The organism is Geothrix fuzhouensis (assembly GCF_024609325.1).
Classification (GTDB): Bacteria; Acidobacteriota; Holophagae; order Holophagales; family Holophagaceae; genus Geothrix; species Geothrix fuzhouensis.
Map to the genome: position 1 here is coordinate 1,062,759 of NZ_JANHMQ010000001.1, position 12,756 is coordinate 1,075,514.

Below are 12,756 nucleotides of genomic sequence, written 5' to 3' on the forward strand. Positions count from 1 at the left end.
ACACAAACCTACACAGCGAACAGAGCGTTCAAGCTTCTAGGTAAATACTACACCCTATAGAAGATCAAGGTTGCACCTCCATCGACGGCAACGTGTGTAAGTCATCAGGCAGGCGAAAATCAGTCAGGACCTGGTGCATGCGTTCTGCAACCGTTTCCCATTCACCTGACAAGTCGATCGTGCAGATCCGAACTCGATGCCCCGATAACACAACGTCTTCGATGAAATTGACCTCGACGGCGGGGTACACCAGCAGCCCTTCGATCCCTTGCCCAGGGCTTGTGGCACCTAGGTTATGGATGTAGGTCATCAACTGGTACAGATGTGAAGACCGGATCTTTGGCTTCTGACTCCAAAGGTTTGACTGAAGTGTTTTCCGGTAGAACTTGCATTCCACGACGACCACCCGTCCATCACCACGTAGGACGGCATCGGCCTGCATTTCAGGCAGGAGATCCGGAGGGTTCGGGCAAATCCAATGGATCCGCTCTTGAGGCCGAACTTTCCAGCCATCAGCTTCAAGCGTCTTTTGATAGAACCTGGCGACGAAGAGCTCGAAGAGCTTCGCCATCTGCCGTTTGTCTCGGAGGAAGTCACGGAAATAGCGCTGCCCTGTCTCCTCGTTGATGAGGAGGTTTTCGTGTACCAGTTCACAGAGGTGCATGAGCAGCCGGTAGTGTGCATTGTTCCGGTGAAGGCGAACCTGGGCAAAGTGCGACTTTCGGATGTGCAGGGGGCTGATGCCCTCCATCCGACGAAGCACTGAATGGACCGCTGTTCTATTGTCAGAGTCTAGGCCTGGATAGGCCCCAAGGCCCCTTAATGTCTCTTTCAGGATTCTGTTATGTAGGAGGTCGGGAAGGAATTCCTCGAAATCACACTGCACCTTGCCGTGTTCAAGGAGAAGGCGGCGGGTAGAAATCTCGAAATCGATTCTGCCTCTGATCGTGCTGAGCACATCTGATTGGGGAATGTAGCCCTGATCCATGCCGCGCCGAAGCAATTGTTGCGTTCCGTGGACCAGCATCCGGGCCAACAAATCTTCAACGCTCGGAAGATGCTCGATCCCCCTTGCAAGCTCCCTGGACTCCTCCAGGAGGTCCCAGGCGTAGCTAAGCAAGTAGTAATAGTTGCGGATCGGGATACCGGTCATCTCACAGGCCCTGCAAATCCTTTATCCATCGGTCTGATTTCTTGGGGTCATCGAACCAGTACTCTCTCAGTAGGGGAGCGATCTTGAACCGAATGACCCGCTGATAATCCTCAGCGGAGTTGATGTCGCAGAAATAGCTGTGGCCGATGCTGAAGCCTGGTCCAAGGTTCGAGGTGTCCTCGACGATTTCCTTGTTCAGGCGCTTCATCTTCTGGATGATGTTCACTGCTAGGTCTTCGGGGCAATTCTCGGTGAGAGCGCTTTTGAACTCATTGCTCTCGAAGGCCGGAAGAAGATCTACATAGGAGAACCGGCGACGTAGCGCGTAGTCCACCACGGCCAGTGAGCGGTCTGCCGTGTTCATCAAGCCAAGGATGTAGACATTTTCCGGAACGAAAAACGTTTGACTGTCCTCTTGATAGGCGAGTTTCAGCGCGAATTCTTCTCCCCGCTTGTCATTCTCAACCAGCATCAAGAGTTCGCCGAAGATCCTAGAAATATTGCCCCGATTGATCTCATCGATGATGAAGACATGCTTCTTAGGCGAACGCCTAGCATCGAGGCAGAACTTATAGAAAACACCATTCCTCAGGACAAACCCACCCTCGGGACGAGGCCGCAACCCTTGAACGAAGTCCTCGTATCCATAGGACTGGTGGAACTGAATCATGGCGACTTGCTTGGGGTCCTTAGTCTTCATCAGCGCGTAGGCGAGGCGCTTCGCGAAGAATGTTTTCCCGACACCTGGCGGTCCTTGAATGATCAGGTTTTTATCGCGCTCCCACTGCCCCAGCCACTCTTGGACCGTGGCTTCCCCCACAAAGAGCTCCTTCACCGCATCTTGAACGGTGTATTCGAGCGCCTCTTCATCTTCTGGCTCAACTGCTTCTACTTCTGAAACAGGATCAGCGCCAAGAATCGTATCGAACTCAGCCTTGGTGAGTTTATAGAGACTCCCCTGCCGGTTCCCCTGCACAGGCCCGCAGTCTGCCAATGCTGGCACTGCCTTGAGCTCCTGGAGGGATCGTGGCTTTTCCAGGTGACGGAGGATCTTGAAACGAATGCATTCACCCTCCTCAGCATCGACATGAATCCCCTTGGTAATCTCCAAAAGACTGGTCACTTTTTGCTCAGGCGTCGTTTCGTATCCGATCACTAGATCACCCGGTTTGACCTCCTGGAAGCAGGCGTAGACCTGACGCTTGTTGTCTTTATCGTTGTGGGTTGTGTAGACCTGTTCCCCGCCGATCTCGCAACTAGCGACGCTCCAGATACCGGGGGAACAGTTCATCCAGTAGTGCTTTGGACCATCTTCAACATCAACTTCGTCGGTCTTGATGCCGACAGTCGCAAGGATGGCGGCGACGGATTCCTTGTACCGGGTGATGTTCGTGAGGGCCTTGGTGGCGAAGCTTTCCCCATCCGGTAGAGTCCAATCCCCCTCGTGGATCCAATCCACGTCACGGACATTTGGGTACTCCGGACGGGTGGGGTCATGCCGGTAGCCACTTCGGACAATACCCACGCCAAGGATCTTACGATTTCCCTTCTTGGCAATGACAAGGTCACCTTCCTTCATAACACGGCAGAACTCCCAGGCGGCTCTGGCATCGTTGGTGGGCTCTACATCCTCCTTCGGATAGAGCACCTTGAGTTGCTGGAGGATCTCATCCTTCGTCTGGTAGGCGTCCAGCGGTCCAAGCAAGTCTCCACCGTAAACTGCGATGGATTGGCTTCTGCACTCCTCCCAGAATCTAGCCTGAGGTCCAGGAGCGAAGACCCAGATTTGCTGCCCACCCGATTTGGGCTTATCCCCAGCCTTCTTGGGGATCTTCGTTTCGAAAATCCAGCTTAGAAACTGATCCACTTCGAGGCCGATTGGTGCTCCAATTCGAATGCCGACGACGCGTTGATACTCCTCGAAGAGAGGAACCATGGCAACGTTGAAAGCCGTGAATCTCTGGGGGAAATCCGCACCCTTTGGAAAGATGGGATAGATCCCAAGGTATTTGGCAGCGTCCGTATCTCTCTGGTTCATGAATAGAAATTTTTCTGGAAAGAGTTGTCCGATCAATTCGGAAACAGCGCTAGGGCCAATGAACTTGCTTGCATAGGCTTCCTTGTCGCCCATGAAGGCTCGCATACGGTCTTCAACAGAACCCTGGCCATGAGCCAGAAATTCAAACGATTCTCGATATTTTTCGATGGGGTAGTTCGGTTGGCCGAACGCTCGTGTTTTGGCCAGTTTTACGCTGTTGAATGAATGTAGCTGGTCGGCGAGCTCTTGAAAGTTCGGCCACTCGGCCTTCTGGAGGTTTTCAGGCTCAAAGAAGGCCTGTACGATTCGGTTGTAATCCAGGACGAAGGTCCGGTCCTTGAACCAAGATTCAGCCTGGGCAGCGAACTCTTTCATAAGCAATTCAAGGTTCGGACTGTTACCCGTGATAGGTGATTGCTCGGACATGGGGGTATCCCTTGGAAAAGACGGGCGGCTAAGGAGTTATCTCATCATCCACCAGAATCCGAGGGTCGTGCCAGGGATTAGAAGGACCCAGGCGCACCCGCGTAGGCCGAAGGTGGTTCGGCTATAGATTCGGTTGTAGGCAGCTTTGCGCGGATTGGTGAGCCAACCCCAGCCGCGAGGAGCCTTTAGGCCCATATTTTGACGAATGAACCTTGCTGGGCTGGTACGGGCAGCGATTCGCTTCTTCAAGGAGGGGGTTCTCAAGGCGATCTTCATGAGAGCTCCACACATTTAGTCAAAGGGGGGAAAGATTTCGTCATTGTCCCACCATGGAATGGACAATTCTTGTCGTTTCTTGGGCGGAATGAGGACTGTAATCGCCGCATTTGATTTTTCTGCCCCTCAGCCTCCCGGATTACCCATCATCATCTGGTAATGCCCTTCGTGTTTCATCTTGTAAAAAATAGCCTCGAATACCTTTAGATAAGCCTCGACCATGGCTTCATCGATCGAAACATATAAGTCATCGTGAGCGAAATGCGATCCATCGTGAACCCAGGAGACCAGGGAATTACAGAGGAGTTTTTCTTTCCCTTCAAACATCTCGCAGATCTTATTCAGATCGACCCTACCTAGGATTTTGAAGTAGTTTTCCAGTATTCGCCGAAGCGTGTTCTGAATGGTCAAATTGGTTCGATCAGCCTTGCGAACTTCTGCCCAGAGAAGTTCGTAGGATGTCTTGATCGGGTTGGACGGATGATTGTCGAATTTGGAAATATCTCCCGGCTTACGAACCACCCAGAAGGTCTCTTCGCATAGGCAGACTGCCTTGTCCCGTCTGGGATTGAACGTGACTTCCTTGTGGAAATATACGTTGTGGGTCAGGACAAACACTTGCTTGAGGTGCCCAACCCCCGTCCGAACTTCTTCAAAAAGACCCTTGATAAGACTGCCAACGATGAACAAGATGTCGCTATCCAAACTGGATACCGGGTCGTCAAACACGACCACACGATCCATCGTCATGCCGCTTTCCGAGTCGCTTCCCTTCAGGAGGTGATAGAAATATAGGAAGGTAACAAAGGTCTTTTCACCTTCGCTTAATGTCGCCTTTGCATCTGTCCCGTCTGAACGGATTAGTTTGTAGGAGGTTCCACTTGCCGCCTTCGCGAGCGAAAACCCCTTGAATCCGAATGAGGAAAGCAGGGCATTGATTTCATCTATGGTTGGCTGAACGCTGGTCGTCTGCTTTTCCAATTCCCGAATTTCAGCCTCCTTCTTTGTCGATTCGCTCCTCGCGGTCACGATCTGCGAAGACATTCCGGCAATCGCCTTATCCAGGGCCTCCTTGGTCTGTTTGTACGTCACCAAGTAATCCTTGAGTTCGTGGTCAAGGAGGAATTTCCATACTTGCGCCGTGAGCTTGGTGCGCTCCTGCGAGAGGTTCGCCACCATCCGGTTATGCTCACCAATCAAGGCGTTTGTAGAATCGATGATCGTCTTGAGCGCTGCCACGACATTGCTGATCGATTCGAGTTCGATAACCTGGCTTGGCTCCTTCTTCTTCTGGCTGATCCTCTGGTAGTTGATGGTGAAGATGGAGTCGAGAAGCTCCTTCTCCGTTTTCAGCTTCTCCGCATCCAAGAATCGGGATGGGGCGGCAAGAATGGATGCGACCTGCTGCTGGAGCCGAGCCGAGTCTGTTTTGTAGTTCGTTACGAGGTCGTCGATGGCCTTGCTTTCGTTTTCAAACGTCTCATCGAAGTATTCGTTCAAGCTTTTAGCAAACAAGTCCGTCGTGTTCTGCTGACAGAACGGACAGACCCCTTGATTCAAGTCATAGAACGCACGACCTTCGCGAACCCAGTCACTATTGGCAAGTTTCCTGATCATCGCCGCGATATCAACATCATCTTTGCCAATGACCCGCTTCCCAAGAATGGGGTTGGTTTCATGCGCAATCGATTTGGTCGCATCTAGGCCAGGGATCAACTGCTCTGTGGTAGGAGTTGTGCCAAAAACGGTTGCGGCTCGCTTCTCCAACTCCTCCAGTGTTGATAAAGTTTCGGAGTTGTTGGACAACTCCAAAACCAACTTTCCTTTGAACTTCTCCGCGCTTCCGCGAAACCCTTCGAATGCGCCTTGCAGCTTTGGATCATGCTTCTGCTTCTGCGCCCAGCATTTGTCCTTAAACTCCGACTCCAATGCAGCAAGCTCACCCTTCTTGCCACCCGTTCCATCCGCACCCTGAAGGCTGTTGGTCAGTGTTTCGACCTTCTTGGTGAGAGCATCAAGCTCATCTTTCGCGGTCTCAATCTTGGTGAGGGAGTCTGCCTGTTTCTCTCCAAGGGTGAATACACCTTTTAGGTCAGTCGATGGATTGAAGTTCCTGTCCACGAAATCGCGGTTGTAAACCATGGGTTGAAGAGGCGTGCCGCGTTTCCAGGTCACCTTGCAGGTCGGAAATGCTCGCTCATCTGCAATGACCCGGCTGATCGTGGTTTTGCCGGTGCCATTCGCTCCATAGATGAAGTTGAACTGCGAAAGCCCATCCAGGGTTTCGGGCAGGGCTCCGAAAGTCGCTGTGCCTGCAATGCTGATCGCTTCAATCATAATGGGCCTTCACGAGTTCGACTTTCACCAAGGGCTGGTGCAAAAAACTTTCGAGGTCAAATGTAGTATTTGAAAGGCAAGGGATGCCCGGAATCCTTGGCGAACGGACCAGCCGTAAGAATTTCACCCACGGCATCCGCAAATTTTAGGGTTACGGGCACGCCATCGGCAAACGTGCAGGAATTGTAGTTCAGCTTGGTGAGAGCGAGAACATCCGCCATAACCGTTCGGATGTCCGAATCACCTCGGCAGATCTGGATGAATATGGGCTTCGGGACTTCCCGTCCTGGATAGGTTCGAAGGCGCGGTACCATGCCCTTCGTCCAGAGAAAGCCGGACTTCTCGTTCACCAGATAGGCTGTCCCACGGAGAACAGGATGATCGCCGGGGCGGAATAGCTTGATCGCGGCAGAAGGGCGAATCTGGACGCCAACGACCTTGGTTTCGCTGCCCGCTCCCTCCATGAATCCGGACCACTCCTCGTCACGAAGGGAGATCTGGCCGTGCAGGAACAACTCCTTAGGAGATTTTCCATTTTGCTTTCGATAGGCCTCGATGCACATGGACACGATTTCTTTGGCCGACTTCTTGTCTAAGTGAAAGTCCCCTCGCTTCTCATGAAACCAAGGGCCAACGGCACCTCGGAATACCACGCCATCTCCCGAGTCCATGAACATTTGCGCCGCACAGCAGGCGGTCCTGGTGTCCGCCTCCCGCTCCATCTGTTTGAAGACCATGCCGATGTAGCAAACCCCGTCACGGGCTGCTCCCAGCTTCCAGGGACGCCCACCGGACTTGTAGTAGACAGCAGTCGCAAGGTTCCAGGCGATGGCCGATTCCAGGGTTGAGTCTGGGCAGAGCGGTTTGCCAGAAGCCGAGACAAGATCGGCTTCGGCGATCTTGATTTCCCGGATGATCTGAATAGGAACCAAGTGCGGCAGAAGCCGAGCCTTCAGTTGATGCCTGAAATTGGCCTCGTACGTGTATTCCTGAGCCAATTCCTTCATGTCTTCGAATAGGAACTGTTCAGTCGCGGACTTTCGGAGATCCATTTTGCTCAGCCGGTTTGCCGGTTGGACCTTCTCACTTGTTGGGACCTGGGATTGAGGCCGACAATAGGAATACACTTCTTCCGGAATGAGCACACACCAGATTGTGGGAGTGATATCCTCGTCCATCCTGGCCTGAAGGATCTTCTCAACGTAGAGATCCGCCGTCTGAAATACCCGCTGGTGTTTGTCAGCATTGTGAACTCTGCGGCTGATCTCATCCGCAGGGATCTCAAGCTCAAGCACGGGGTTCGAATCCCAGACCGTCCTGAACACTGATTCAAACCCAGGGAAAAGTGGGCGAGCGGTCGCGCCAGGTGGGCCATAAACAGGTCCCTGAACTCGCGTCACCCACTTCTTCATCCGATCAATGCAAGACCTGGGTCCAACCGCTGCCCACTGGATCCTGCCAATGGCCGGATCCTCCAGCGGACCAAACAAGGTGAGCCCATCCCTTGGGTCAAGGGTTGCCTGACCATGGCGGAACAGCAGCGACGGCTCGGGGATGTGGACCAGTTCAATCATGGACCCTCGACTTGATTAAGGGTGGCCTCCTCGAAAGCCGGGTCCTCGGGTGGATCCTCATCCCTCTTGAGCGATTCCTCGGAGTAGGAAAGGGGGCTTCGGAATTGAATTGGTGTGATGGGAACATCGAAGGACAAGGACGAAGAAAGGCGCACCAGAATGCTTTTCCCGTCGTTCTTGTTGGCCAACCATTGCAAGCATGCAAGCTGGCGGTCGCGCCATTCCGCATTCCACCAATCTTTGCACGCGGATCGTCTTGCGGCATGGAGCTTCGCAGCAGAGGAAAGGAGGGTGCTCCCGTTCGTGGTCGCCAGGACATGGGGATACAGGGCCAGCAGAAGGAACGGATCGATCCGAACCTCAGCGCTCAACCCGTAATGCCACTGGTTCTCCTTCAACTTCCCGATTAAGGTTCGTCGTCCCTTGAAACCCGAATTCTCGAAGGGCACGAACTCTTTACCCTTGAAGTGGGTCCGATTGAAGTATCGGCAACGCTTCTTGCTCGCCATTTCATGGAGCGCCAACCCCGCATCGGACATGGCTCTATCCCATGAAACTCTGAGAACCCGCAAGAGCGCGAATTGGCACTGCTCCCCGTTCAAGGGAGCATCTTGAATGCTCCCAGCAAGGACATCTTTGGTGGCGTATTGGGTTGAATCGACCTGGGTAAGTCCCAGTTCTTCCGCAGTCGCAAAGGACAAGGTGGATGAACCGATCCGGTGCGCAGGAAAGCGAAAACCCATCCGCGAGTTCTGCTTGATTTTATCCGTGTGAAGGAAAACTTGGCTGGGGAGATCTTCGACGGGAAGCCAGTTCGAAAGCAGGACTTCAGGTTCGTGCTTGACGATTTCCTCGCCCAAATGATTTGCGTCCCACCAGGATCGGATGGTCGAGGCATTGAACTTCGCTTCGTCTCTCGGCACCGTGTCTTCATTCAGTTTCTTGAGTAGCTTGGCAAGTCCCATAGCCCAGTTTCCATGGAAATCAATGCCATTCAAGCGATGGATCTGGATGCTGAATTCGCTGAAAGGAAGATCATCGATCCGGATCGGGATAATGAAATCGTGGATCGAAATCTGCCGTGCGACGGTAAGAGCAACTGCCAATTCGTTCAAGGCACCTTGCTTAGTCTTGGAAGCTCTTGAGGCAACAAACAGGAACTTGATGGTTCGATCCCGGATCGCCGATTCGATATCAACCCAGAAGTCCTCGCCACCAATCAACTTGGTCACATCAGACCAAACCGCGTATCCCTGAAGACTTAGCTGAAGGCTGAGCCACTGCGTGAACTCGTTATCCTCTGGGTTGGCGTGGCTGATGAAAATCGTGTCTCTCATTGCTTCCATGCGAGTGGCAGCTTCCTTCATGGGCGCAACTCATCCGACATGAGGAAGTCTATGAGAAGGAAAGCACTGGTGGTGGCCATTGCAGTGAAGTCTCCGAAGATCCTCCCCAGTCTACTGCTGGATAGTGGATATAAGTGGCTGCAATCCCACGATGTCAGGCTAGGTCGTTATCCACCTTCACCTTTGGCACATTGGCCAGGACTGAAGCTAGGAGCGGTCCCACCCTTCAGCCGCCCGGAAGCTATGCCAGGTTTCGGCACCGATCACCATATGGTCAGCGAGAGGCACTCCTAGACTCTCTCCGGCATCACGAAGACGCTTGGTCAGGGCGCAATCCTCGCGGGAAGGTGTCGGATCCCCAGATGGATGATTGTGAAATGCCAATGCCGTGGCCGCGCCATAGCGGAGTGCCTCCCGGAAGAATTCGCGAGGGCTGATGAGCGTGGCGGTAGCAGTGCCCTGGCTCAGGATGCGTTCCGCCAAAAGTTCACCTTTGGCGTTCAGACTCAAAAGCCCAAAGCGCTCTTCGGTCCAGCCAGTGCAGCGAGGGAGAAGATACGCTCCAGCGGCCCGTGGGGAACTGATTCGCGGGCGCTCGGCGGAGCGCTGGGATCGGCGTTGCACTTCCTGGAGGATTGCGAATCTGGCCATCTCGACCCTGGTGAGACCAATGGCTTGGAGCTCGGCAGGTCCCATGGCTGTCATCCGGGCGAGGCTGCCAGCCTGGGCGAGCATTGTCTCGGCGCGTCCTGCGCGAGTCCGCGTCAGCATGGCTTCGATAATCTGCGCGTCACTGAGGGCTTCCGGACCATACATGGCCAAGGTCTCGGACACATGTGAGAGCTTGGGTGTCGGCTGGGATTCACAGGAAAGCAGGGGCTGGGGGACAAAGGAAGCGTGGGGGTTCATGGCTCATCTCCGTGCCCATCGAGTCGGGGCACTCACGAGACGGTGGCCCCCGCTCCCAAGACCCGAACCGGGAACGCACCGGGAACCGGGCAGAGAGCGGGCAGGGGTGCCGGGCGCGGGGAATGGACATCCGGCAGTGCCTGACACGAAATGGGCACGGGAGCCATTCCCCCGTGCCTCTTGTTCCTCGGTTCTACAAGACCCCAAGCCGCCGTTCAGCTTCCTCCTTCGTCCCGAATGGCCCGGCAAAATGGTTTACCGCTTCCTCCGCATCGATCCCGTAGAACCTGAGGACCGCCCTGAGTTCGGTAAAATCTGCTGCTTCCGGGGAACGGCACACCGCAACCTGAACGACGCTCCAAAGGTCGTGGGCTTCTTCCGCCACAGGAAGAAGGGTTCGCAACACATCTGCGCCCGTCAGACCCGCCGCCATCAACGCGGTCGCAACGTCCGCCCATCCGGCAAACATCTCCTGAAGATGGACCACGATGTCCTCGTATGGCAGCCCAGAAGTCTTGAGAGCCGAGGCCGAAGCCATCCACGCGCCCTTGGCTCGAAGCCCCTCAGCAATGGCCCGTTCCTCAAATCCGTTGGCCGCCAGTTCCCTGGCGGCGGCGTCCCATCTGTACCCGAGCTCCCGAAGGCGCTCCAGTCGTGCAAGTGCTGCTGTTGCGTCGTGAATCTGGCTCATAGCCATTCCTCCTCTTGGGTGATGGCCGGGCCCCCGGCCTGTGTGAGTGCGTTTTCTGGTGTGGGGATCGCGACTGCTGTTGGAGGTGATGGCAAGTGAAGCTCGCCAAGCATCTCCAGCCCACTCCCAATCGGTTCAGGACTGATGAAGGTTGCGGACAGCGGATTCCATCGCTCTTGGTGCGATTCGCCCGATTCCTGTGAGATCTCCTCGACGGCCATTGCAGCCATGGCCCGCGCTTCCTCCCACGGATCGCCCGCTTCAACGCCAGCCCCAAGAGGCGTGTTCGGGACCGGAAGACTCAATGGGAGCCAGTAGGTCCACCCATTGGCCCGTGCGATCGCGGCACGTTCGTCGGACCATGTTCCCCAGGCGTCAATCGGTACCAGGTCGGCCTCCTTCTCGGTTTCCTTGGAGTGCTTGTTGGCTGGCTTGATGCGCCTGGTCCACTTTCCGAGAACACGCGAAAGCGTTTCCCGCGTGTCGTCTTCAGCGTTTCGCATGAGCCAGATCTTGCTTCCGAAACCCTTCACCACAGCCTTCCAGTTCTGGGGGTACACATCCTCCATGAGCCCCAGATTCTGGATGGCGGCGACGAAGGCAACACCCTTGCTTCTTAGGAGGACCAAGGCCCTTTCGATGCTGGGCAATCGGCCAGCATCTCCGAATTCATCGAGCAGGAGAAGAATTGGCGCGGACCCCTCGGCGCGATTTCTCAAACGGCCAATCAGCATGCCCCAGAACAGATGGACCGGAGTCCGCAGAGCATCGGACATCTCGCAACTCATCACCCATCCACCTCGCGTGATGAACTCGTCGAGAGAGACTGTGCTATCTCCTTCCGTTATTGTCGCCACCCGAGGGGCTTCCCATCGAGCAAGCGTGGCGACGAGATCCTGGAGAATTGGCACCTGTGATTTCGGTTCCTTGAGGAGGTCCTTCCAGATCGAATCGAGGCCTTCCAAGAACGTCTCCAGCCGCGTCCGCCTTAGTTCTCTGGAGATTTCCTGGAGGCTGCTCCACGGCTGGGAGTGGAGAATCGCCGAGAAAAGCACACGTGCCATCTCCCTGACCCATGGATTTGCGTCCCGAGCGTTTGTGGGGAAAACGTAGTCGACGATCAGGTCAATGTCGTCTGGGCTGCGGATTTCCTGGAGCGGGTTCCACACACCACTTCGGGTCTCGTGGCCTCGTACGTCAAGGCCCCAGACGAGGCGTTCTGGAAACATAACTCGGAAGGGGAGTTCCGATTTGCTGTCTTGGTAGATCCACGGGTGGGTCGCTGAAAGCATAATGTGGCCGTAGAAGGCACTGGTCTTGCCGCTGCCTTGAGGCCCAAGGATGAGGATGTGACGCGAGAGCACATCCCACCGCAGGAATACGAATGTGAGGTTCCTGACCTTCCTCTGAAGAGTCATGAGCATCCGACGTGCTTTCCGCCCACAATCGCGATATGCGAGCAGAACGGCCACAGGCTTGCCGTTTCCTACGCTCTTTCCGTCCTGGCGGTCGAAGCGCCCCCAGTCCTCGTGAAGGTCCCGAAATTCGGCACTCGCCCAACTTTCACCGCGCCTGAGGTACGAGGGATGAGTGTCCCAGGTGATGAGCACAATCACGGCAATGGAGCCGATCCCCAGGTTGGCCCAGAGGAATGATCTGGGTTCCCTGTAGGCCCAGTCCCGGAAGGGAACGGATTCTATAGCGAATGCAAACAGGAATCCGAAAAAAAGTAGCCCCGTGAAAAGGGCCGCGAGCTTTCCCGATCGCCGATGGAGAAGCTGTCGAACCCATGGTTTGGAATGATGCACCAGCCAGTAGTGGGCATCGACCCCACTCACCAGAACATCGCGGAACACGATCCACGCCAGGCCAAAGCCGCCTAGGAGGATCGATGGCCATGACACCTGTTGCCAGAGGCGGAGCAGTTGAGAAACCGTGATGGGGTTCATCGGTCTACCTCCAGGTGGGGACGAGAGGCCTCCTGAGCCGCCCTGGCAGTCTCTGTG

Annotated in this window: 9 protein-coding genes; all 9 read right to left on the reverse strand. The window is 55.0% G+C overall.

All coding sequences use genetic code 11. The features are described 5' to 3' along the window. Positions 1-64: 64 nt before the first annotated feature. The 9 genes from NOV74_RS04870 to NOV74_RS04905 all read right to left on the reverse strand — a co-directional run bounded on the left by NOV74_RS04870 (position 65) and on the right by NOV74_RS04905 (position 12,699). Positions 65-1,153 carry a 5-methylcytosine restriction system specificity protein McrC gene (locus tag NOV74_RS04870; protein WP_257309751.1) on the reverse strand — a complete coding sequence of 363 codons (1,089 nt, stop codon included), beginning with the start codon at positions 1,151-1,153 and terminating at the stop codon, positions 65-67. A 1-nt stretch (position 1,154) separates the two neighbouring features. Further along, the gene (locus tag NOV74_RS04875) at positions 1,155-3,617 is read right to left on the reverse strand and encodes an AAA family ATPase (protein ID WP_257309753.1); all 2,463 of its coding nucleotides are present in this window, start codon (positions 3,615-3,617) and stop codon (positions 1,155-1,157) included. A 36-nt stretch (positions 3,618-3,653) separates the two neighbouring features. Then, positions 3,654-3,893 carry a hypothetical protein gene (locus NOV74_RS15445; RefSeq protein ID WP_371748406.1) on the reverse strand — a complete coding sequence of 80 codons (240 nt, stop codon included), beginning with the start codon at positions 3,891-3,893 and terminating at the stop codon, positions 3,654-3,656. Positions 3,894-4,019: 126 nt separating this feature from the next. Further along, positions 4,020-6,230 (reverse strand): ATP-binding protein, encoded by a 2,211-nt coding sequence (locus NOV74_RS04880; protein ID WP_257309755.1) that lies wholly within the window; start codon positions 6,228-6,230, stop codon positions 4,020-4,022. 56 nt (positions 6,231-6,286) lie between these two features. Then, the gene (locus NOV74_RS04885) at positions 6,287-7,804 is read right to left on the reverse strand and encodes an argonaute/piwi family protein (RefSeq protein ID WP_257309757.1); all 1,518 of its coding nucleotides are present in this window, start codon (positions 7,802-7,804) and stop codon (positions 6,287-6,289) included. Beyond that, complete coding sequence (locus tag NOV74_RS04890; protein WP_257309759.1) at positions 7,801-9,171, reverse strand: toll/interleukin-1 receptor domain-containing protein; 1,371 nt, start codon at positions 9,169-9,171, stop codon at positions 7,801-7,803. The genes NOV74_RS04885 and NOV74_RS04890 overlap by 4 nt, the downstream gene beginning before the upstream one ends. A gap of 186 nt (positions 9,172-9,357) precedes the next feature. Beyond that, entirely contained in the window at positions 9,358-10,059 is a 702-nt protein-coding gene (locus tag NOV74_RS04895; RefSeq protein WP_257309760.1) for a JAB domain-containing protein, read from the reverse strand. A 193-nt stretch (positions 10,060-10,252) separates the two neighbouring features. Continuing rightward, positions 10,253-10,750, reverse strand: coding sequence for a hypothetical protein (locus NOV74_RS04900; protein ID WP_257309762.1), 498 nt, complete (start codon positions 10,748-10,750; stop codon positions 10,253-10,255). After that, positions 10,747-12,699 carry a type IV secretory system conjugative DNA transfer family protein gene (locus tag NOV74_RS04905; RefSeq protein ID WP_257309764.1) on the reverse strand — a complete coding sequence of 651 codons (1,953 nt, stop codon included), beginning with the start codon at positions 12,697-12,699 and terminating at the stop codon, positions 10,747-10,749. The genes NOV74_RS04900 and NOV74_RS04905 overlap by 4 nt, the downstream gene beginning before the upstream one ends. Between the last annotated feature and the right edge of the window lie 57 nt (positions 12,700-12,756).